General features: G+C 69.8%; 12 protein-coding genes. 6 read left to right on the plus strand and 6 right to left on the minus strand.

The window, feature by feature from the left end; genetic code table 11:
• Positions 1-4: 4 nt before the first annotated feature.
• The 3 genes from IE302_RS34915 to IE302_RS34925 are packed head-to-tail and all read right to left on the minus strand — an operon-like array spanning position 5 to position 10,689.
• On the minus strand, positions 5-304 hold the full coding sequence (locus IE302_RS34915; protein WP_191258720.1) for an acyl carrier protein: 300 nt from the start codon (positions 302-304) through the stop codon (positions 5-7).
• 15 nt (positions 305-319) lie between these two features.
• The gene (locus tag IE302_RS34920) at positions 320-4,357 is read right to left on the minus strand and encodes a beta-ketoacyl synthase N-terminal-like domain-containing protein (RefSeq protein WP_191258721.1); all 4,038 of its coding nucleotides are present in this window, start codon (positions 4,355-4,357) and stop codon (positions 320-322) included.
• A gap of 8 nt (positions 4,358-4,365) precedes the next feature.
• Complete coding sequence (locus IE302_RS34925) at positions 4,366-10,689, minus strand: type I polyketide synthase (RefSeq protein ID WP_191258722.1); 6,324 nt, start codon at positions 10,687-10,689, stop codon at positions 4,366-4,368.
• Between the two features lie 301 nt (positions 10,690-10,990).
• On the opposite strand from IE302_RS34925, the gene IE302_RS34930 reads away from it, so the two are divergent.
• The 5 genes from IE302_RS34930 (at position 10,991) to IE302_RS42910 (ending at position 18,060) form a co-directional block, all read left to right on the plus strand.
• On the plus strand, positions 10,991-11,791 hold the full coding sequence (locus IE302_RS34930; protein WP_191258723.1) for an SDR family oxidoreductase: 801 nt from the start codon (positions 10,991-10,993) through the stop codon (positions 11,789-11,791).
• A gap of 2 nt (positions 11,792-11,793) precedes the next feature.
• Positions 11,794-12,759, plus strand: coding sequence for an aldo/keto reductase (locus IE302_RS34935; protein WP_191258724.1), 966 nt, complete (start codon positions 11,794-11,796; stop codon positions 12,757-12,759).
• Between the two features lie 101 nt (positions 12,760-12,860).
• Positions 12,861-16,358 carry a phage tail protein gene (locus IE302_RS34940; RefSeq protein WP_191258725.1) on the plus strand — a complete coding sequence of 1,166 codons (3,498 nt, stop codon included), beginning with the start codon at positions 12,861-12,863 and terminating at the stop codon, positions 16,356-16,358.
• Positions 16,355-17,062 carry a DUF7003 family protein gene (locus tag IE302_RS34945; protein WP_191258726.1) on the plus strand — a complete coding sequence of 236 codons (708 nt, stop codon included), beginning with the start codon at positions 16,355-16,357 and terminating at the stop codon, positions 17,060-17,062. The genes IE302_RS34940 and IE302_RS34945 overlap by 4 nt, the downstream gene beginning before the upstream one ends.
• A 629-nt stretch (positions 17,063-17,691) precedes the next feature.
• A complete protein-coding gene (locus tag IE302_RS42910) occupies positions 17,692-18,060 on the plus strand; it encodes a hypothetical protein (RefSeq protein WP_229908118.1) in 369 nt (122 codons plus the stop codon).
• Here the strand turns inward: IE302_RS42910 and IE302_RS34955 are convergent.
• On the minus strand, positions 18,014-18,643 hold the full coding sequence (locus tag IE302_RS34955) for a TetR/AcrR family transcriptional regulator (RefSeq protein ID WP_191258727.1): 630 nt from the start codon (positions 18,641-18,643) through the stop codon (positions 18,014-18,016). The genes IE302_RS42910 and IE302_RS34955 overlap by 47 nt on opposite strands.
• A 115-nt stretch (positions 18,644-18,758) precedes the next feature.
• Here IE302_RS34955 and IE302_RS34960 point away from each other — a divergent pair, with 115 nt between their 5' ends.
• Positions 18,759-19,958 carry an oxygenase MpaB family protein gene (locus tag IE302_RS34960; protein WP_191258728.1) on the plus strand — a complete coding sequence of 400 codons (1,200 nt, stop codon included), beginning with the start codon at positions 18,759-18,761 and terminating at the stop codon, positions 19,956-19,958.
• 97 nt (positions 19,959-20,055) lie between these two features.
• On the opposite strand, the gene IE302_RS34965 is transcribed toward IE302_RS34960, so the two are convergent.
• Positions 20,056-22,632: a glycoside hydrolase family 3 protein gene (locus IE302_RS34965; RefSeq protein WP_191258914.1), complete on the minus strand. Its 2,577-nt coding sequence runs from the start codon at positions 22,630-22,632 to the stop codon at positions 20,056-20,058.
• A 167-nt stretch (positions 22,633-22,799) separates the two neighbouring features.
• On the minus strand, positions 22,800-23,015 hold the full coding sequence (locus IE302_RS34970) for a hypothetical protein (protein WP_191258729.1): 216 nt from the start codon (positions 23,013-23,015) through the stop codon (positions 22,800-22,802).
• Positions 23,016-23,079: the final 64 nt, after the last annotated feature.

Below are 23,079 nucleotides of genomic sequence, written 5' to 3' on the forward strand. Positions count from 1 at the left end.
CGCCTCAGCCCCGTTCGCCGAGGCGGGCGGCCACGTAGTCCGCGATGTCGCCGACCCGGAGCCCGATCACGTCGTCGAGATCCTTCTCCGCCAGGAACTCCGCGAGGTTGACGTCCTCCCCGAAGAACTCGGCGAGGATGCTCGCGAAGGTGACCAGGTCGATGCTCTCCAGCCCGAGATCCTCGTGGAAGGTGGTCCCCGGGGTGATCTCGATGCCGAGGACGTCGACGTCGCCGACCAGTTCCCTCAGCAACTCCACCACCGTGCCGAAGACCGAGGTCGGGCTCTGCTGTTCGATCGTCATGTTCCGCTCCTGTTCCTACCCGAGATTCCAGGCCACCACGTACCCGGGGATTCCGGCGAACTCCGCGCCGATGCCGATCTCCTCGGCCAGCCCCGCCAGCTCTCCTTCGGCCCGGACCGCGATCCGGGGCGACGTCGTGGTCTCCTCCCGGACGAGGGCGACCGCGACCTCTCCGGCCGACGCGACGGCCACGGCCAGCGGCGGCACCGTCCGGCCGTGGAGCCCGGTCACCCCGGTGCCGTCGGCGCTCACCCGGAGTTCGGCCGGGTAGACGTCGTCCAAGCCGAGTTTCGCGCGGACCGCGTCCTTGATCGCGATCCGTTCCAGCAGCCACCCGCGCTGCCGCCGGGGCGCGCACGCGGCGAACTCCGCGCGTTCCTCGGCGCCGAGATAGATGCCGGCGTAGATGTCGCGCGCGGCGGGGCTCGGCCATCGGTCGGTGACCACCGTCCACCCGCTCTGGTGGTCCTCGGAAAGCCGGTGCCGGTCCGGGAAGGCGTAGACGCGGTGGGCGGACCGGTCGCACGGGAACCGGATGTCGCGCCACTGGTCGATCCGGGCGAGCACGACACCGTCCCGCACCAGTTCGGCGTCCATCTCCAGCACGTCCGGCCGCGGCAGGCGGACCCGGACCACACAGCCGACCGTGGTCCCCGGCGCCGGTTCCGGGCCGTACCAGGTGATCCGGCCCATCGACGTCGGGAAAGCCAGCAGCGCGTCCGCCTTGGTCGCCATCAGCCAGCAGCCCAGCAGCTGGCCGACGTTGTCCAGCAGCGCGCCGGGCGCGGGCGGGACGACGAGGTCGCCGCGGATGTGCCGTTCGCCGAGTCCAATGAGCCGGGCGAGGCCTTGGTAGGAGGGACCGTGGAACATCTCGCGGCGCGAGTAGATCTCGGCGGCGGTCAACGGCGGCGCTGTCTCCGGTCCCGGCAGCGAGGACGGCTTCGGCGCCGTGGGATACGTCCGCGCCAGATGGACGTCCATACTGGCGTGAGGTCCTATTTGGACACTGATCCGGTCGCCTTCCCGGGTCATCGAAAGCGGCACGCGTGCCGCCGGGGCGGCGATCAGCCACCGGGAGAACGCCGCGTTGCTCACCCCGGTCGCGACCGTGCCCGGCCAGTTCCGTTCCGCCTCGCGGCAGGCCAGGTCGACCAGTGCCGTCGCGGGGACGGTCGGCCGGAAGTCCGCTTCCTCGGGCCAGCCCTCGCGCTGACGGAAGAACCGATGATCCACCAGATGAGGCATCGTGGCGAGCGAGACGTCCACAATGGACTCAGTAGGCTCCTCGGTGCGCCGCGCCGCCGCGTTGACCACGCTCGCGGCGGCCTGCCTGGTCTCGGCGAGCAGCGCGGTGAACTCCGCGACGATCGCGTCCGGCACTCCCTCCACCAGCCCGGGGACCTCGCCCGCGCTGTCGAACATGCCCTTGACGTCACCGTCGACCGACAGCAGCGTGCCCGCCGTGTCGATCCGGGTGCGGCGCGGCTCCAGCGCGTCGAACGCGGGCCGTCCACCCTCCACCCAGACCGCGGTGGCCACCCGGCGCAGCTGAGCGAGACCGGGCCTCGTGCCGGAGGACGCCGGGATGACCAGATGCGGCCGCGTGCCCAGCGTGTCCGCCACGAACGAGCCGACCTGACCGGCGCCCGCCTGCACGAAGACGCGGGCGCCGTCGGCGTAGAGCGCGTCGACGAGTTCGCGGAACCGGACCTTGCGCACCAGATGGGCCAGGTACAGCTGGCGGACCTCCACCGGATCCTCGGGATACGGCCGGGCCGTGGTCGCCGACCAGACCGGGATCCGCGGCGCCTTCAGGTCCAGTTCCGCCGCGAGCCGGGTGAACGGGCCGAGCCGCGAGCGCATCAGCGGGGTGTGGAACCCGGACCGGAACGGCAGTGTCCTGGCGACGACGCCGTGCTGTGTGCAGAGCTTCGCGAGCCGGGCCGCGGCCGCCGGGTCGCCGCACACGATCGTCTGCCGCGGCGCGTTCTCGTGCGAGATCATCAGTTCCGGTTCGGCGGCGAGCAGCGCCTCCGCCCGCTCCGCGGAGCACCCGAGCACCAGGAACTCGGCGTCCGGCAGGGTGAATCCCTGCGGCCAGTACCGGTCCAGCATGTCCTCCGTGGACTGTCCCGGGTACATCCCGGCCGCCTGCATCGCGGTCCACTCGCCGACGCTGTGCCCGGCGAGCAGATCCGGCTTGACGGCGAGCCGCCGCAGCGCCGTGTCGAGCAGCAACCCGACCTGCGACACACTCGACGCGCGGGCGAGCACGCTCGCCGTGGACCACTCGGGCCGCTCCAGGCCGAAGTGCCGGGCGACGTCGGCGCAGCGTGGTTCCGCGTCCGCTTCCAAACCCGGGTAGATGAACGCGGTCTTCGCCCCGTCCTGCTCCAGCAAAGGTGCGATGCCGCACCAGATGTCGTTGGGCCCGTGCCAGGACTTGCCCTCGGCCGCGACCTTCGCGAGCACCCTGCGCGCGACCTCCAGCCGTTTCCCGGTCGGCCCGACGATCCCGATCCGGCAGGGGCCGTGCCCGCCGGATTCCGGATCCGGGCGGTCGAGGAGGACACGTAGTTCGTCCGGCGTGGACGCCGCGAGCCGCAGCACCCGCTCGGGTTCCCCGCTCACCTTGGCCCGGCGCGGCCGCGGCGGTGCGGGGTCGGCCTCCTCCAGGACCACGTGCGCGTTGACGCCGCCGAAACCGAAGGCGTTGACCGCCGCCCGGCGTGGCACGGCACCGGCCGCCCACGGCTCCGCGTCGGGCAGGATCCGGAACCGGGTCTTGTCCAGCAACGGACTCGGATCGGCGCAGTTCAGCGTCGGCGGCAGCACGGCGTGGTGCAGCGCGAGCGCCGCCTTGACCAGTCCGGCGGCCCCGGCGGTCGGCATGGTGTGCCCGATCATCGCCTTCACCGCGCCGATCGCGGCCCGGGGCCCGTCCGGCGGGCCGAACACCTCGGCGAGGGTGGCCAGTTCGGCCGCGTCCCCGGTCGGTGTCGCGGTCCCGTGCGCCTCCAGCAGGCCGAGCGCGCCGGGCGCCGCGGGATCGAGACCGGCCGACGCCCACGCGCGGCGCAGCGCCAGGGTCTGCCCCGCCACGGCCGGGCTGAGCAGGCTCGCGCCCTTGCCGTCGCTCGACGTCCCCGATCCCCGCAGCACCGCGTAGACTCGGTCGCCGTCGCGGCGCGCGTCGTAGAACCGCTTCAGCACGACGATCGCGGTGCCCTCGCCGATCAGCAGGCCGTCCGCGTCCCGGGAGAACGGGCTGATCCGCTGGCTCGGCGAAAGGGCGCCGAGCTGGGTGAACATCGACCAGAGCGTGTCGTCGTGGCAATGATGCACACCGCCGGCCAGCACGACGTCGCAGCGGCGGCGGGCGAGCTCGCCGATCGCCTGGTCCACCGCGAGAAGCGAGGACGCGCAGGCGGCGTCCACCGTGTACGCGGGGCCGCCGAGGTCGAGGCGGTTGGCCACGCGCGACGCGGCGAGGTTCGGCACCAGCCCGATCGCGGTGTCCGGCCGGAACTCGCCGAGCGGTTTCAGCAGGGCGTCCCGGAGCCGGTCGAGCATCTCGGGCCGCGCCGACGGGAGGAGCTCCCGGACGGCGCCGGTGATCTGGCGGACCGACCGGACCCGCTGGTCGAAACGCTGAAGACCGGGCGAGAGATAGCCGCCCCTGCCGAGGATCACGCCCACGCGTTCGAGATCGCCCAGCCGTCGCAGGCCACCGGCGTCGTCGACCGCGGAAGCGGCAACGGCCAGCGCGACCAGCTGGTCGGGCTCCATCCCGTCGACGGAGCTGGGCGCGATGCCGAGCGCCGTCGCGTCGAAGTCCAGGCTGTCGGCGACGAAGCCGCCGCGCCGTCCGTAGGTGCGGTCGGGCGTGCGGCCGTCCCCGTCGTGGAAACTCGGATCCCAGCGGTGCGGCGGGATCTCGGTGATCGCGTCGGTCCCGGAAACGATGTTCTGCCAGTATTCGTCCACAGTGGACGCGCCGGGAAGGAACACGCCCATCCCGACGATCGCGACGGCCTCTTGGTTCACCACGGCTCGCTTCACCACAGCGATGCCGTGTAGAGCACCGAGCGGACGTCGGCCGGGCCGTAGGCCAGCTCGCGCAGGAGCGCGGCGGTGCCTTCGTCCGGATCGATCAGCGCGACCTCGCGGCGTTCGTACTCGCGCGCCAGCTCCGGCGACACCATGCCGGCGTGGTCGTCCGAGGGCGCCCACGGTCCCCAGTGGACGGTCAGCGCCCGGCAACCGGTGCGGTCGGCCCACTGTTCACCGAGGGTTTCCAGCGCGTCGTTCGCCGCCGCGTAGTCGGTCTGACCGCGGTTGCCCAGCACCGCGGCGATACTGCCGAAGAAGGTCACGAAACCCGGCCGCACACCGAAGTGTTCCAAGGCGTCGAGCAGGGCCCGCGCACCGTCCACTTTGGTCCCGTAGACCATACGGAACGACTGCTCGTCCTTGTCTGCCATCAGTTTGTCGTCGATCACTCCCGCCGCGTGGACGACGCCGTCGATGCGGCCGTAACGGGTGTGCAGGTCCTTGACCACCTGCCGGACGGCGGCGCCGTCGCGCACGTCGAGCGACCGGTAGGCCGCGGTGCCACCGGCGGCACCGATCTGGTCGAGCGTCCTGGCGATCTCGCGCTGGGCCAGCACGGTGCGCACCCGGCGTTCGATGTCCACCAGCGAACCGCCGCGCGCGGCCAGGGCCGACCGCATCCCCGGCGCGTCGCCGGGCAGGTCCTCGTCGCCGGGTTCGGCAGGCCACGGGGTGCGGCCGGCCAGCTCGATCCGGCATCCGCTCGCCGCCAGCGCGACCGCCGCCCGCGCGGTGATCCCGCGAGCGCCGCCGATCAGCAGGAGTACCGAATCCGGGCCGAGACCGAGTGCCTTGACCTCTCCGCCGCCGGGGCCCGCGCCCGCGTAGGCGATCGAGCCCAGGGAACCGGCGGACGGCTCGAAGGCCGCTCGCCCGGCGGTGTCGTACCGCACGGTGGCGGGTCCCTCGGCGATCACTTCCTCCAGCAGGATCCGCGCCAGGTCCACAGTGGACTCCAGCTCGACCAGCCTGGTCGGTTCGCTCCGTTCCCGGGCCGCGGCGCGGACGAGACCGCGCAGGCCGGCAGCGTGCCCGGTTCCCGGCCTCGCCACCACGACCACCGCGCCCTTGGCGTCCTTCAGCAGGCTGAAGACCTGCGCCGCGACCGGTTCTTCGGCGTCCGACAACGGGTTCAGCACGAGGACGATGTCCGCGTCGTCCCGCTCCGCCGGTACCGCGCGCGCTTCGGTGAACACCGCGCGGACCGATTCGGCCAGTTCCTCCTGGCCGGGTTCGAAGCTCACCGCCACCGTTTTGCCGTTCACCTTGGCGAGGTCCGGCGTTCCGAGCGGTGCGGCCACCCGGCCGATCAGGTACCGGCCGGGCGCCTGGCCCGCCGGAGCCTCGGCGGGCGCCGGTGCCGCGACGACCGGAGCCGCCGGTTCGAGCCACTTCCGCAGCCTGGCGGACAGGGCGTTCGCCGTCCGGTCCCGGCTGAGCTGATCCTGGGCGTCGTCGTGCACCTTCCCCGAGAGCCCGAGCTTCGCCAGCAGGGAGCCCGCGATCTCGGTGCGCTTGATCGAGTCGATGGAAAGGTCCGCTTCGAGGTCGAGATCGGCGTCGATCATCTCGGCGGGATAGCCGGTGCGTTCGCTGATCGCGCCGATCACGGTCGCCAGGACATCCGTGACGACGGCCTCCGCGACCGGGGCCGGGGCCGCGACGGGCGCGGACACGACCGGCGCCTCGACCGGCGGCAGCGACGCCGGGACGACCGGGGCCTGCACCACCGGCGCCGGAGCGTGCGGGGCGGTGCCGAGGTAGCCCAGCATCACGTCCCGTTGCGCCGCCAGCAGTTCGCGGCTGGTGCGGAGGAATTCGACGACGGCCTGGTCACGACCGGGCGCGGGCTGGTTCATGGTCGTCCTCGGGATTCGTCGGGCGGGCACGAGCCCATGGGCGGGGACCTCGCCGCCGGGCGCGCGGACGGTCTGGCCGTCCACGGTCCAGGCGGGCTTCGGAAGCGGGCCGACGCGGACGCGTCCGCGGAAGAGCCGTTCGGTACGCACGTCGACGCCGGTGAGCGCCAGTCGGGCGAGCGCGGTGAGGAACCCGCGCAGGCCCGGGCCGCCGGGGTCGCACGCGATCACGGTGTACGGCCGGTCGCCGAGGATGTCCTTGACCAGCCGGGAAAGCACCTGGCCCGGGCCGGTCTCGACGAACGTGCGCGCGCCCGCCGCGTACATGTCCTCGATCAGCTCGACGAAGCGCACCGGTGAGCCGATCTGCGCGGCGAGTCCGGTACGCACCTCCCCGGGTTCGTACGGCCGGGCGGTGCGGTTCGACCACACCGGCGGACCGGGCTCGCCGACCTCGGCGTTGTCGAGGTCGACGGCGAACACGTCGCTCGCCCCGGCCACCAGCGGGCTGTGGAAGGCGCAGGCGACGGGGATCCGCTTGGCCCCGATCCCCTGGCCCCGCAGCACCCGGACGGCCTCCTCGACGGCGGCCGTCGGTCCGGAAAGGACGGTCTGCCCCGGTGCGTTGTGGTTGGCCAGGACGACGTCCGGATGGTCGAGGGCGGCGGCCAGTTCCTCGCGCGACGCCTTCACCGCGGCCATCGCGCCCGGATCGGTGCCCGCGACCTCGGCGATCGAGCGGGCCCGCGCCCGGCTGAGCGCGACCAGGGCCGGGGTGTCGAACGCGCCGGCGACCGACAGCGCGGGCAGCTCGCCGTAGCTGTGCCCCGCCAGCAGATCCGGCCGGACGCCGAGGTCGGCGAGCAGGCCGCACAAGGCCGATTCGACGAGCCCGAGCGCGGGCTGCGCGACCCGCGTGTCCTTGAGCGCCTCGTCCTGCGCCGCGCGTGTCTCCTCGGTGAAGGCACGCGGCGGGAACGTGGTCGCGGCGACGTCGGGGGCGAGCCGCAGGACGTCGGCCAGCTCCGGGAAGTGCACGAACAGCTCAGCCAGCATTCCCGTCCGCTGGCTGCCCTGTCCGGGGAACAGGAACGCGACCGCGCCGGCTTCGGTGTTCTTCGCGGTGAACCCGCCCCGGCCCTCGGCCGCCTCGCGCAGTTCCGCGACGTCGCTCGCGACGACCGCGAGCCGGACCGGCCCGGACCCGCCCTGATCGGCGGCGAGGGCGGCGATCTCCCGCAGCGGACGGCCTTCGTTCGCCGCCAGCAGGTTCCGCAACGCGGCACGGGCGCCGTCCACGTCGTGACCGCGGAGCAGGACCAGCTCGGCGTCCCAGTCACGCGGCCCGTGGCGCCGTCCGGGCGGGACTCCCGGTGCGGCCAGCACGGCGTGGAAGTTGGTCCCACCGAACCCGAACGCGCTCACCCCGGCGAACTCGCGTCCGCGTGGAACCGGCATCGGCCGGGCGCCGGTGGAGAAGGTGAAGGGACTGCGCTCGGCGTCCCAGGCGGGGTTCGGCGTGCTCAGGTGCAACGTGGGCGGCACGACCTGGTGCCACAGCGCCAGCGCCGCCTTCGTCAGGCCCGCCAGTCCCGCGGCGCATTTCGTGTGCCCGATCTGGCTTTTCACCGAACCGAGCGCGCAGGTGCCCGGTTCGGCGCCCGCGTCGAGGAAGAACTCGGTGAGCGTGGTCAGCTCGGTGGCGTCGCCGACGACCGTGCCGGTGCCGTGCGCCTCGACCAGCGAGACGTCCGCCGGGGACACCCCGGCGTCGTGGTACGCCCGGGCGAGGGCTCGCCGCTGTCCTTCGGGACGCGGCGCGGTGAGCCCCAGCGCCTTGCCGTCGCTGGCCGCGCCGACGCCCTTGACCACGGCGTAGACCCGGTCACCGTCGCGTTCCGCGTCGGCCCGCCGCTTGAGCACGAGACACGCGACGCCCTCGCCGAGCGCGATCCCGTCCGCCGCCGAATCGAACGGGCGGCACCGGCCGGTCGGCGACAGCGCGCCCGCGGAAGTGAACATGAGGTAGTCGTTGACGCCGTTGTGCAGGTCGACCGCGCCGCACAGGACCATCGAGCTCGTGCCCGCCCGCAGTTCCTTCACCGCCAGGTCCAGCGCCGCCAGCGAGGAACCACACGCGGCGTCCACCGTGTAGTTGGCACCGCCGAGATCGAGCCGGTTGGCGATCCGGCCGGAGATGACGTTGGCGAGCGTGCCGGGGAACGAGTCCTCGGTCAGTTCCGGCAGTTGCGCGAGCAGCTCTTCCGGGACGTCTTCGAGGTAGCTGGGCAGCAACGCGCGCAGGACACCGGCGTTCGCCAGGTCTCCCCCGGCCTCGGCGCCGAAGATGACGCTGGTGCGCTCGCGATCGAAGCCGCCGTCGCCGTAACCCGCGTCTTCGAGAGCGCGACGAGCCGTCTGCAACGACACGAGCTGGGCCGGGTCGATGCTGCCCATCGACTTCGGCGGGATGCCGTACGCGAGCGGGTCGAAGTCCACCGGCGGCAGGAACCCGCCCCATTTGGACGTGGACTGGTCCGCGTAGACCTGCTTGTCCCAGCGCTGGTCGGGGACCTCGGTGACGGCGTCCGCGCCGCGCAGGACGTTGGCCCAGAAGGCCGGGAGATCGGGCGCGCCGGGGAACACGCACGCCATGCCGACGATGGCGATGTCACCGTCCACAACGGACTCTTCGGGCGGGGTCCGCGCGGCCAGCAGTTCCGCCGCGCCCTCGGTGACTTCCCGGTGCAGGGCGGCGATGTCGGTACGCCGCTCGCGCAGGACGGTCACCTGGCCCGCCATGTACATCCCCTCGGCGAGCTGGCCGAGCGTGTCGACCTCGACGAGGGCGTCGCCTTCCCGCCGGATGCCCTTGCTCGCGATCCGCAGCCGCCCGGTGTTGAGCTCCTCCAGGCGTTGCCAGCTCTCCTGCGGCGAGACCCCGTCCGCGCGGAGCCCGGCCTTCAGCGCGGCGAACTCGTCGGTGTACGGGCTCGGCAGGCAGCGGGTGAGGTGCCCGGGCGCGGTCTCCAGCGTGACCGTGGACCCGGCGTCGAGCACCCTGTCCTGGAAGACCTCGGTGATGGCGCCGTGGGTCACGGCTTCCTCGGTGAACAGGTACGCGGTGCCCATGAGGACGCCGATCCCGGTGAGCGGTTCCGCCATCGCCGAGACCATCGCGGCGGACCGGGCGTCGTGGATCCCGCCCGCGAACAGCACTTCGACGTCCTCGGCGCCGTGCTCGCGCAGGACGTCCAGCTGCTGCTCCCACAGCACGAAACTCGACCGCGGGCCGATGTGGCCGCCGCATTCGGCGCCCTCGAAGACGAACCGGCGGACACCGGCGTCGAGGAACTGCCGCAGGAGGATCGGCGACGGCACATGGAGGAAGGTCGCGATCCCGTCGGCCTCCAGCGCCTTGGCCTGCGCGGGTTTCCCACCCGCGATCAGCACGCAGCGCGGGCGCGCGGCCCGGACGGCCGCGAGCTGCTCGGCGCGCAGGGCCTCCGGGACGAAGCCGAGGATGCCCGCTCCCCAGGGCCGTTCGCCGAGCGCCTCGGCGGTGCGGCCGAGCAGTTCGGCGGTCTTGGCACCGTTCGCGGTGGCCACCGCGACGAACGGGAACCCGTCTTGCCCGGCGACGGCGGCGGCGAAACCGGGCTGATCGCTCACCCGCGTCATCGGTCCCTGCACGACCGGCAGCCGGGTCCCCAACGTGCGGCACAGCCGTACGCCTTGGTCCGAGGGGCTCACCGACGGCGGTACGGCCAGGGATCGCACGACGGATCGGACAGCGCTTTCCGCGTCCTCGAAGCGATTCGCGAACAGCGCCGCGAGTCCGTCGTCGGCCCTGAGCAGTTCTTTTCGCGCCTCCGCGGGGACGTCGGCCTCAGGGAAGAGGCCGAGTCCGTCGAGGACCACACCGGCCGCGCCCCCGGCGAGCGCCGCCACCGCGGTCCGCGGCCCGATGCCTCCGTACGCCCACACCGGGACGTCCTCGCCGAAGCGCTCCAGCAGTCGCTGCAGCAGGACGAACGTGGTGAGGTCCGAGCCGCCTGCCTCGGCGCCCTTCGCCACCAGACCGGAGGCGCCGACGTCGAGCATCCGGACGGCCTGCTCGACGCCGGTCACCTCGGCCAGCACGGGGAGGTCTCCCCTGCCCTGCCACACTGCCCCTTCGGCCAGCAGGACGAGCCCCGCGCCGCTCTCCCGCACCTCTTCGTCCCGTACGTGACGGCCCGCCGGGATCCGGACCCCGAACGGGAATCCTCCGTCCATTATGGACTTCGCTTGATCGAGATCGAGGATCCCGAGGCCCCCGCCCCTGGCGACGGCGGCCGCCAGCCCCGGATCCGGCCGTCCGAGCGGGTTGACGCCGAGTACCCGCGTGCGCGCCGTCGCATGACTCACCGGCGGACCTCCTGTTCGGCTGGGCTGGTCGAACCTCGCCGGGTTCGGCGATCTTCAGCGGGATTCCCAAGAAATAACCTACTTGCCGCAGAGAGCGCAATACTCTTGCGGGAAAACTCGGAAAACAAGGGAACGCATGCTAAAGTCCGGCGCCGGAAACAAATATGTCGACACGGTCAGAACGAGCCTCTGACCTGCACTTTTATCACCCGTATCGCATATTTGAACAAAGCACTGCTCACCGGCGTGACAAAACAGAATAATTGTCATCGAAAGCAGACGGATAAACCATGGAGCGCATGTGGAAGTGACAGGACGAGTCGTCGTGCTGACCGGCGCGGCACACGGGATCGGCGCCGCCATGGCCCGGCGGTTCGCCGCCGAGGGCGCCGCCGGAGTGGTCGTCTCCGACCTCGACCTCGAGGCGGCGGAGAAGGTCGTCGCCGGGATCACGGCCGCGGGCGGGGCGGCGATCGCGCGCCACGCCGACGCGTCGTCCAAAGAGGACTTGAAGATGCTGGTCACCGAGGCCCGCGCGGAGTTCGGCCCGGTGGATCTGTTCTGCTCCAACGCCGGCGCCGCGTTCGGCACCGGTGTGCACGCCGCCGACGAGCAATGGTCGCGGTCGTGGGCGATCAACGTCATGCAGCATGTGCACGCCGCCCAGGTCGCGCTGCCCGCGATGTTGAGCCGGGGCGAGGGATATCTGCTGATCACGGCCTCGGGAGCGGGTCTGCTGGGCACCCCCGGCGACGCGCCGTACTCGGTGACCAAGCACGCGGCCGTCGGGCTCGCCGAATGGCTGGCGATCACCTACCGGTCGCGCGGGGTGCGGGTCAGCGCGCTGTGCCCGCTCGGGGTGCGGACCGCGTTGCTGGAGCCGGGGATCGCCGCCGGGCATCCCGCCGCGCTCGCGATCGCCGCCGCGGCGCCGCTGCTGGAACCGGAGGACGTCGCGGAATCCGTCGTGCACGGCCTGGCGTCGGAGGAATTCCTGATCCTGCCGCACGAATCCGTGCGGGAGACCTACGCCCGCAAGGCGGCGGGTCTCGACGAATGGATCGACCGCACCATCCTCGAAACCGGCGCGCGGAAGAGGTGACCATGGAGTACCGCAGGCTCGGCGCGAGCGGGTTGTCCGTCAGTGAGATCTCCTACGGCAACTGGCTCACGCACCCCGACGGGGCGGAATGCGTCCAGGCCGCGCTCGACGCGGGCGTCACGACCTTCCACACCGCCGCGGCCTGGGACGGCGGCGCGGCCGAGGAGAACCTCGCCGCGGCGCTGAGCCACGCGCGCCGCGACGACCTCGTCCTGTGCACCGGCGTCTTCTGGCCCGAAGGCCCGGGCGTCAACGACGCCGGTCTCAGCCGCAAGCACCTGACGACGTCGCTGCACGGATCGCTGCGGCGGCTGCGCACCGACCACGTCGACGTCTACCAGTTGCTGCGGTTCGACTACCGCACCCCGCTGGAGGAGACGTTCCTCGCGCTGTCGGATCTGGTGCGGCAGGGGAAGATCCTCTACGCGGGCACTGCGGAATGGACCGCGGAGCAGTTGCTGGAGGCGCGGCCGCTCGCCGAGCGGTACGGCGTCCCGCTCGTCGCGAATCAGCCGCACTACTCGATGCTCTGGCGGGTCGCCGAGGCCCAGGTGATGCCGGTATGCGAACGCGCGGGGATCGGCCAGTTCGCCTCGGTCCCGCTCGCACAGGGCGTGCTGACCGGCAAGTACCGGCCGGGCGAGATCCCGCCGGACTCCCGGGGCGCGAAGTCGGTCGAGGCGCGGCCTCTGCTCCTGCCCGACCTCCTCGACCGCGTCGGCATGCTGCGCGGCGTCGCCGACGAGGCTGGGCTGACCATGGCCCAGCTGGCGCTCGCGTGGACGTTGCAGCACAACACCGTCGCGTCGGTGGTGACCGGGGCGAGCAGCGCCGCCCAGATGACCGAGAACGCGAAGGCGTCCGGAGTGGTTCTGGACCTCGACGCGCTGACGCGGATCGACCAGCTGCTGGGGAGTTTCGTGCAGACGGACCCGCGGCTGACCTGGTCGCCGCCCGCCACCTCCTAGGTCTGGTGACGGTGCGGTGACGCCCGGATCGCGGGGCCGCGACGGGCCGGGTGGCATCCTGCTTTCGCCTGGTAAACCGAGCTGAGCAGCGAAAGCGCCGGATGCCCCCACCCTTGAAGGCCCTCGGTCCGCGACCGCCCACCCCGACCGCGTCGCTCGCGGTCCGGCCACGCGGCCTGGAAACCCCCGGCGCGATGGTCCGGGGTACGGCAGGTGTGGGCCGCGGCGCCCAGCCGGGCAACACGGCCGTGGCCGCGGCACGGGGCGGCCCGCCCAGGTCGCCCGCTTGGACCGCGCAGCTGATGCTGGCAGGCCAGAACCTGGTGGGCAACCAGGCCGTGGCGAGCCAGGCCACGGCGCCCGCCCCGGCCACGCCTGCCGTTCCCGCACCGGCACCGTCACCGGCCAAGCTCCAGCCGGCGCCGAAGAAGCCCCCGCCCGCCAAGCCGACCACCCGGAAGACCGAGGCGCGGCCCGCGTCAGTTCCGGACAAGAAGGACCTGGCGAAGGACAAGGCGCCCGAAGAACGCCCGGAGAAAGGCGCCGGGAAGGAAAAGGGCACCGGCCCACGCTCGCCGGGCGCCGACCCGAAGTTCCAGGCGCTGAAGAAGGACGTCGGCGCCAAGAAGAGAGCGGTCGGCACCAGTCATCCACCGGCGGCCGCGGAAGCGGGCGCGGCCCACGACGCCGCGGAAGCCCCGGCGGACGACCAGGAGGCCCGCGGCAAGGCGGCACACGCCGAGGACATGAACGCCGCCCAGCCGAAGACGTTCGACAAGCAGGAGTTCATCCGGGCGGTCAAGAAGGCGATAGCCGACAAGGCCCCGAAGAACCTGGACGAGGCCGACAAGTTCGGCGAGTCGGGCAAGGCCGAAGAGGTCAAGACCGAGGTACAGGGCAAGGTCGGCGAGGGCAAGGACGGCTCGGCGCAGGAGATCGCCGAAACGACCGCGGCCCCACCGGAACCGGCGCCGGACGCCAAACAGGTCGTGCCCATGGCCGCGGACAAGGTGCCGGGCAAACCGGGCACCCCGAACCCGGCCCAGGCGACCCCGGACCGGCTGCACCCTTCGGCCACGGACCTGTCGGCGGGTCCGGATCAGGTCAAAGCGCAGATGGCCGGCGCTCAGGTCACCGAACGGCAGTTGTCGTTCGAGAACTCCCGGGAACCCCAGTTCGACAAGGCGGTCAAAGAGAAGAAGACCCTGGAAGCCCACTCGGAGGCCGCCCCGAAGAAGCTGCGCGCCGACGAGGCCGGCGAGCTCAAACAGGTCAAGAACACCGCGGCCGCACAGGGTTCCACCGCGATGGCGGGCATGCTCGCGACCCGCGTGAGCACCGGCCAGCGGGTCGGCACCGGCAAGACGGGCACCAAGAAGACCTTCGAGGACAAACAGAAGGAGGTCACCGACCTCCTGCAAAAGGTCTTCGACCAGACCAAGAGCGACGTCGAGAAAATCCTGGAGGACTTGGACCAGAAGGTCGACGACCAGTTCACCACGAAGGAGAAGAAGGCGCGGGACAGCTTCACCCGCGAACACGAAGAGGGCATGGAGCGGTACAAGGACGAGCGCTACGGCGGGTGGACGGGCAAGGCCCGCTGGGTGCGCGACCTGTTCGCGGGCCTCCCCGAAGAGGCCAACCGGATCTACGAACGCGCGAGAGACAACTACCTGGCGGCGATGGAGCGGATCATCACCGAGATCGCCGACACGGTGGAAGCCGAGCTCAAACGTGCCAAGGACCGCATCGCCGCGGGCCGCACGGAACTGAAGGCGGCGGTCGACAAGCTCCCGGCCGACTTGAAGGCGATCGGCCGTCAGGCGGCGACGGAGTTCGAAGGCAAGTTCGACGAACTCAAGGACACGGTCGACGAAAAGGGCACGGAACTGGTCGACACCCTGGCCACCAAGTACACCGAGGCGGTCAAGTCGGTGGACGACGAGATCGCCGCCGAGAAGGAGAAGAACAAGGGCCTGGTGGCCAAGGCGGCCGACGCGATCGGCGGCGCCATCAAGGCCATCATCGAACTGGGCCGCATGCTGATGGGTGTCCTCCGCAAGGCGGTGTCGGCCATCGGCGCCATCCTGAAGGATCCGATCGGCTTCCTGGGGAACCTGGTCACCGGCGTCGGCGGCGGGCTGAAACTGTTCATGAAGAACGCGGGCCGCCACCTGCAGGGCGGTGTGCTGGCGTGGCTCCTGGGCACCGGCGGGGCGATCGGCCTGCAACTTCCCGCGACGTTCGACATCCTCGGCATCCTGACCCTGATCGCCATGCTCCTCGGCCTGTCGTGGCCGAACATCCGCGCCCGCCTGGCCCGCCGGGTCCCCAACCAGGCCCTGGTGGCGGCGGAAACCGCCGTCCCGCTGGTCTCACAGGTCAAACGCCGGGGCGTCGCCGGCATGTGGGACGACCTGAAGACCCGGGTCGGCGACCTGAAGAAGAACCTGATCAGCAACCTGGTCTCGTACCTGCTGCCCACCATCATCATCGCGGGCATCACGTGGATCGTGTCCCTGCTCAATCCCGCGTCGGCGTTCATCCGCGCCTGCAAGATGATCATCGACATCATCCGCTTCATCGTCACCAACGCCCGCCAGATCATCGCCTTCGTCAACGCGGTCCTGGACGCGGTGCTGGCCATCGCCCGAGGCGGCACCGGCGGCGTCCCCGCCTTGGTGGAACGCGCCCTGGCCCGCGCGATCCCCGTCCTCATCGGCGCGCTGGCCGCCCTCCTCGGCATCGGGGGTATCGCAGGCAAGGTCAAGCAGATCTTCCAGAAGATCGCCCGCCCGGTGAACAAGGCCATCGACTGGGTCATCACCAAGATCGTCGGCCTGATCAAGAAGCTGTGGGCCAAGATCAAGCCCAAGCCGAAGCGGCCCAAGAGGAAGCCCGGCAAGAAGGACGAGAAGAAGAGCGACCACGACGCCAAGGTCGCCGCCGGTCTTGCCGCCCTCAAACGCGAGCAGAGGAAGTATCTGAAAGACGGGCAAATCTCCCGCGAAGACGCCACGAAGGTCGCGAGCAACACGAAGCGCGCACATCCTGTCTTCAAGTCGATCACCGTGTCCGACGGCGGAGGAACCTGGGACTACAAGTACGTTGCGAGCTCCGGCAAGGTAACGGGTCCGCAAAAGAAGAAGGACCGGGCTATCGAGAAACTGATCGGCGAAATCAAGGAGAAAGTCAAGGAGAAATGGTTGAAGCCCGGTGCCGGCTGGGGCGGGAAACCGATTTCCGCGAGCAACCAGGACGGATACACGACAGGCAAGGGCAGCGAGCAAGAGAAGATCAACACACTGGGCGCCGCGCACGGCGACCATCACGATACGTCCATCAGGACCCCTGGCTGGTCGAGCGGAAACTGGACACCCGACCACCAGCCCATCACCAAGCTCACCCGCGGCGACAACATGTCGGACAAGGAGCAGAAGAGGCTCAAGACATTCCTGCGAGGAGCGAGAGTCAAGACCACGCTGACGAACCAGAAGCTCTACCCGCACTCCGAAGGTAGCTCGAGAGCACAGGGTGGTACGGTCACCGCGATCCGCTCGAAGGTCAAGAAACTCGTGGGGCTCGAAGACAGGCGATGAAGATGCAGCGAGATCTCTCCGACTGGGACATCATTCCGCTACTCGACGAACACGCCAAGAGCTACGACTTCCCCGTACTGAACAACGAGGACATCGACCTGGCAGGGGTTCGCCTGACGGCGTTCCGCGGCGAGGACGAGTGGCTCGTCGTGTTCGAGGAGATCGAAGTGTTCCGGCGGCAAAGGTTCGCCAACGGTGTTTTCGCGTACGGCAACAAGATCGCGAAATCTGGGTCACAAGGATCCGACGACCTGATCCTAGGGGAACCTCTCGGCTCACCACCGTTGTGGGACGACACAGGAAACTTCCTACTCGATCCCGAGGACTTCCGGATTCGCGCCTGCCACAGCGGTAACGAGTACCATTTCACACCTTCGCCGCGAGAATACGAGCGCGCGGGCATTGTTCCGGACAACCACGAGCACGATGCCGCCAAGATACTGCGGTTTCTGGTGAACGAGATTCCAGCGGAGCTGTACGCAACGGATGACCGCCTGCTCCGCACATGCGGTAAAACCGAACCACTGGCAAGGTTCACGCAGCTGACGGGATGGCGACACCCGGATGTCATCGACGATGAACTCCCCAGCGACAGCCCCTGCCTCCAGAGTCTGGCCGCCGCGCTCATCGCCGATGATCCGGCGATCTATGAATGTGCCCCTGAGCAGTGGAACACACACTGGTCGGCCTGGCCGCCAGTGTGAACCCGGACTATTGAGAGGTAAGGCAAAAATGGTGTGCCCGAATCCACTGCCGAGAGGGCCCCTCGCAGTCAGCTTCAAAGCAGAACCCCGCAGCGCGGCCTGACACCGGCCCCAGGAGAGCTGGACGCGCTCTCGACCGTCCACAAGGGACAAAGCCTTTAACCGGAGTGCCTGACTTGAGCACTTTGGGCAACTTTCCGACGGGGTCGTGAGTGATAAAGAGGGTTCTAATGAGGAGTAAGGCAAACGTGTCTGGCCGCGTGGCAAGGCCCGTGAAGGCCCCCCTACCTCGGCTCAGCCGAGGGAACCCGCCCTTCACACCCTTGCCTCGTGGACGAGCGCGAAGCGTCGCTGAGAGTGAGGGGTGTGTGGAAACAGGGACGTTCAACGTCCCTGTTTCCACACACCCCTACGCGACTGGACCGGTCACGCGGGACTGTGTGGATTTCGGTGCGTCCAACGCACCAAAATCCACACAGCCAGTGCCATGAGTCCTACGTCGCGCAGAGCAGGCTTGAACGCGCCATATTTGCCTTAATTCCCAGTAACCCTCATTGCCACTCACAACCCCACACGAAACCGCACTTAACGGCATCAATCGGACATGAATTCGCCCTTGAACGTCTCATGTGGTCACTCGGGGCGAGCGCCTCGCCCAACCCGGCCGGATCGCCGTCCGCCGAGGCCCACGCGACGTAGCCGTCCAGCCGCACCAGGAACGACGGCCCGGAGTCCGCCTCGACGAGCCGGACGGGTGGCCGTTCTTCGGTTCCCTGCTGCTGACGACCACGGGCTTCACCAAGGCGCGCAAGGGCGAAGCCGAACTGGAGCAGGAGGAGCAGTTCCTCCGGCGGATCGACCCGGCGATCCTGCCGAACTTCAGCCGCGCGATCCCCGCATTGAAGGCGCACGACCCCGAGCCGGACTTCATCCGGGCGCTGGATCTGCTGATCAGCGGCCTGGTCGCGGCCACAGCATCGGGACCAGGAACCGCCTAGCCACCTCGCGGACCTGCTCGTCGTCGTCGAGGTCGACGACCTGGCTGGGGGTGACCAGGAACGACGCGGAGACCCGGGTCATCAGCTCGGCGACGAGTTCGACGTCGACGTCCTCGGAGACGTTGCCGGCTTGCTGCTCGCGGCGGAGCTGCCCCGCGACGAACCGCTGGACCGTCGCCAGGGTGTTGCCGCCGTCGCTGACCATCGACGGGACGAGCACGTCGGGCTCGACGGCCATCAGCCCACCGATCAGCGGGTTGTGCCGGATCGCCCGCAGCGCGCTCGCGAAGCCCAGCACGACCCGGTCCGCGGCGGTCTCCGCCCGCTGGATGTCGAGCAGGAACTGGTCGAAGTAGCGGCGGAACTCGCGGCGCACGACCTGTTCGACCAGGGCGTCCTTGGTGGCGAACCGACGGTACGCGGTGATCCGCGAGACGCCCGCGCGGCGCGCGACGTCCTCCATCGTGGAGCGCCGGATGCCCATCCGGCAGAACTGTTCGTAGGCGGCGTCGAGCAGCCGGAGCGCGATCTCGTCGCTCTCCTCGGCGCGTTCGAGCGCGTCGGCGAGGGCACGCTCCAGCAAAGAATCCGGGTCTGGCGTCTTCGCGATGATTGTGCTCTCCTTGAGATACGCGGTTGCACTACTTGTATCACAGTATCAATCCGCAGGTCCGGGACTCAAGGAGGAGTACTGGCGCATGACCGAACTCAATCGACGCAAGATGCTGATCGTCAGTGGCGGAGCGACCCTCTTGGGGGCCATGGGGATGGCCCAGCCCGCCTGGGCGTGGAGTCCGAGCGGTTCGGTGGCCGGGGCGGGGGCGGGCACCGATCCGAAATGGGTGTGGGACGCCGAAGCCGATCCTGTGGTCGCCGCGATGCTCGACCGGGGACAGGTCGCGGCGGTCAACCAGGCGCTGCGGACCTGGACCAGGAACGACCAGCCGACGCCGTCCGGGCTCCCGCCGGACCTGCGGGAGTTCGTCGAGCACGCACGGCGGCTCCCACCATGGGCCGATCAGTCCAAATTGGACGCGGCGGCGGATTTCATGAAGGTCAGCGGCCGGTTCGTCAATCTGCTGAACGGGCTCGGCGGCGGGATGCTGAGCACCGCCATCCCCAACGAGGCGAGGGCGGTCTACTACTCCAAGGGCGGCGCGGACATGAAGGACCGCGTCGCGAAGACGGCCAAACTCGGCTACGACGTCGGTTCGCTCAACGCCTACCGGCCCGACGGCCAGATGATCGTCTCGGCGGTGAAGACCCGTCTGGTGCACGCCGCCGTCCGGCATCTGCTGCCGCAATCGCCGCACTGGCAACAGGGAATCCCGATCAGCCAGAACGACATGCTGGTCACCTGGCACACCCTGCCGACGTACACGATGCGCAAGCTGACCGACTGGCGCGTCCGGGTCTCCTCCGCGCATTCCGCCGGGTACCTGCACAGCTGGCAGGTGACCGGGCACATGCTCGGGATCCGCGACGAGTACCTGCCGTCCACTTGGGACGCGGCCCACGCGCAGTCCAAGCAGGTGCTGGACCCGGCGATGGGCCCGACCCGCGAGGGCGTCGAGCTCACCGACATCCTCCTCGACATGCTCGCCGAGCAGACCAGCCCCGGCCGCGTCGACCGGCCGATGGTCAACGCGCTGGCCCGCCACATCATCGGTGACCGGTTCTCCGAGTGGAACGGCATCCCGCGCGAGCCGATCTGGGATCCGCTGATCGGCACCGCCTTCCCCGCGCTGGTGGCGTTCCACGAGAAGCTCATCCCGCTGCCGCTGGTGCCGCAGGCCGCCTGGGTGCTGGACGAGGCGATCCGGCAGTACATCCGGCTGTGGCTTTCGGAGGGCAGGCCGGTGAACATCGAGATCCCGGACATGAACCGCCCCTCCTGACCCTGCCGAGCGCTCCCCCGCCGAGTGTCATGAAAGGGGCGTTCAGGACAAAAAATGTCCTGAACGCCCCTTTCATGACATCTCTGACTACCGAGGATCAGCCCAAACTGGAGCAAGACCTCGCATCGGGATCCTGCGCGCCCTTGGGCACCCACCGCACGTTCGCGAACGAAGCGGAGAACTTGCCGTCGGTGTACACCAGGAACGGCGTGTTGACGTTCTCCAGGTCCAGCCCGTTGGCGAAGCACGACACCGGGATCTTCACCGTCGACTTCGGCGCGCCCGCCAGGTCGGTGAACAGCTTGGTCGCGTTCACCTCCGAGAAGCACGGGTAGACGCAGTGCATGCTGATCACCGTCCGGCCGGCCGGAGCCTCGTGCACGACCGTGTCGAACTCCAGCGCCGCGTCGGCGTTCAGGTATCCACGCAGATCGTTGGTACCGGCCGGGTTCTGGAAGTACAGCTGCGCCGGGCCGGTGCCGGTCCAGGTCGACTTCAGCCCGTCCTGCTGCACGTTGACGTCGGACTGCACGACGGAGATCTCGGCGTGCGAGGCGGTGCCGTCCGGGCCGATCTCGGTGCCGCCCCAGTTCTCGGCGGAGCCGATGAAACCCTTGTACGGCGCGACATCGGTACGGTTGAACACCTCGAGGTCCTCGGTCGCGGTGCCGCCGCCACCGGTCGAACCACAGGCCACCGGACCGGCGGTCTCGTCCAGCTGCCCGATCGTGACGCGCTGACCGGTCTTGAGGCCGTAGCCGAGTTTGAACAGCGGGTCGTAGTCCGCCGAGCCCGGGTTCAGCGGCGTCTGGCACGCGCTCTTCGGCCACGAGTACGACAGGGTGCCCTTGAAACCGCCCTTGACGAGGACGTCCGCGACACCGCCGCCTTCGGTACCGGGCAGCCACGCCGCCACGAACGCGTCGGAGCGGTTGATCTCCTTGTTCATGTACAGCGGGCGGCCGCCGACGTAGACGGTGACGACGGGAGCGCCCTTGCCGCGGACCTTGTCCAGCACCGCCAGGTCCTCGGGGTAAAGCTTCGAGGCTTCCAGGGTCTTGCGGGTCAGGTCGCCGACGCCTTCCGCGTACGGGGTCTCACCGATGACGGCGATGACCGCGTCGTAGCCCTTGGGGTCGGTGTCGCCCTTCTCGTCGAAGGTGACGTTGACGTCGCCGAGCTGCTGCTTGAGCCCGGCGAGGATCGACGTGGCGTTGGGGAAGTCGGCGTTGGTGTTGCCGGTCCCCTGCCAGCTCAGCGTCCAGCCGCCGGTCTGGTTCTGGATGCTGTCCGCGCTCTTGCCGACCACCAGGACCTTCGACTTCGGCTTCAGCGGCAGCACGTTGCCGTTGTTCTTCAGCAGCGTCTGCGACGAGCGGACCGCATCACGCGCCAGCCAGGTCTCCTTCAGCGCTTCGTCGGAGTTGGCGTAGGAACGGTCGGACGGCTTCTGCGACTCGTACAGCCCGGAGCGCAGCTTGACGCGCAGGACGCGGGTCACCGCGTCGTCGATCCGCGAGACCGGGATCTGGCCGCCGTTGACCTGGGCGACGGTGTTGGTGATGAACGCCTTCCAGTCGTTCGGCACCATCACGATGTCGATGCCGGCGTTGATCGCCTGCGGGCACGAGGAGTTCGTGCAACCGGGGACCTGGCCGATGCCGTTCCAGTCGGACACGACGAGGCCGTCGAAACCCATCTTGCCCTTGAGGATCTGGTTCAGCGCCTTGTCGCTGCCGTGCAGCTTGCCCTCGTCGATGCCGAGTTCGGCGTTGGTCCAGCTGTTGAAGGACACCATCACGGTCTGGGAGCCCGCCGCGAGCGCGCCGTAGTAGCCCTGGCCGTGGACGTTGATCATCTCGGCCTCGGACGACGGGTTGACGCCCTGGTCCTGTCCCTTGAGCGTGCCGCCGTCACCGATGAAGTGCTTGGCGGTGCCGATCACGCCGTTGTAGCCGATGCGTTTGGTCGAGCCGTCCTGGAGACCGTTGATCGCCTCGTAGCCGTAGGCCCGGGTGATCCGCGGGTCCTCGGAGAACCCTTCGTAGGTGCGGCCCCAGCGGTCGTCCCGCACGACGGCCAGCGTCGGCGCGAACGCCCAGTCCTGGCCGGTGGCGCGGATCTGCCGGGCCGTCGCCGCGGAGACGTCGCGCACCAGGCACGGGTCGTGCGCCGCGCCGAGGCCGATGTTGTGCGGGAAGACGGTGGCCCCGTACACGTTGTTGTTGCCGTGCACGGCGTCGATGCCCCAGATCACCGGGATCTTCGTCCGGCCGGCCTTCGACGCGTCCCAATAGGAGTCGGCGAGCTTCAGCCAGTCCTGCTGGGACGCGTGCTTGTCCTTGTTCGGCCAGGAACCGCCGCCGTTGAGGACCGAGCCGATGGAGTACTGGCGGACCTCGTCGGGGGTGATGGCGGCGATCTCGGGCTGGGTCATCTGCCCGACCTTCTCCTCCAGGGTCATCCCCTTGAGGATCTCGGCGATCCGCTGCTCGTCACCGCCTTTGCCCTTGAACCGGCTCTCGACCTTCGGCCAGTCGGCCAGCGTCGGCAGGCTCTTCTCGATCCGGGCGCAGCCGTCCCGGTCGAGCGCCGGCTTCCCGATCACGGGCTGCTCGGCGGCGACGGCGTTGGGTGTGGCCGCCAGTGCCCCGCCGAGCAGGGTGAGACTCAGCAAGGCGATGAGCGGACTTCGGCGCGCACGAGGACGTCTTGCCATGGTCTGGTCCATTCTGCGGAAGGCGGGGACCGGCCGATCTTCACCGGACCGGGCGGCGGCGTCAAGAGTTTCCGGCCGGTACGGGGACTGTTAATTTTTGCCATAAAATAAGACTTGACAAGTCACCCGGCCACGCGCCGCCCGCCGCGCCGCTTGGCGATGTACGGCAGCGCGAACAGGTACAGACCGCTGAACATCAGCAGGAAGAGCGGCGGCAGCGGCGTGTAGAGCACCCATTGGGCCGAACTGCCGAGCGCCAGGACGACGAAACAGATGATGACGGTGGCGACGAAGACGAGAGACGTCCACCGGTGGAACGTCCGGATCCGCTTGCTCACGAGAACCTCCTGGGAGTCGTTTGCCTGTGGCGGAAACGCTAGGGATTCCGGGAGCTCCGGTGCT

Origin of the sequence: Amycolatopsis oliviviridis (genome assembly GCF_014654365.1) — a bacterium.
Taxonomy (GTDB): domain Bacteria; phylum Actinomycetota; class Actinomycetes; order Mycobacteriales; family Pseudonocardiaceae; genus Amycolatopsis; species Amycolatopsis oliviviridis.

What these genes read in the sequence shown, in the direction of transcription:
- IE302_RS34915 (WP_191258720.1), bottom strand. Translation starts at nt 304, where the DNA reads ATGACGATCGAACAGCAGAGCCCGACCTCGGTCTTCGGCACGGTGGTG.
- IE302_RS34935 (WP_191258724.1), top strand. Translation starts at nt 11,794, where the DNA reads ATGGAGTACCGCAGGCTCGGCGCGAGCGGGTTGTCCGTCAGTGAGATC.
- IE302_RS34940 (WP_191258725.1), top strand. Translation starts at nt 12,861, where the DNA reads ATGCCCCCACCCTTGAAGGCCCTCGGTCCGCGACCGCCCACCCCGACC.
- IE302_RS34945 (WP_191258726.1), top strand. Translation starts at nt 16,355, where the DNA reads ATGAAGATGCAGCGAGATCTCTCCGACTGGGACATCATTCCGCTACTC.
- IE302_RS34960 (WP_191258728.1), top strand. Translation starts at nt 18,759, where the DNA reads ATGACCGAACTCAATCGACGCAAGATGCTGATCGTCAGTGGCGGAGCG.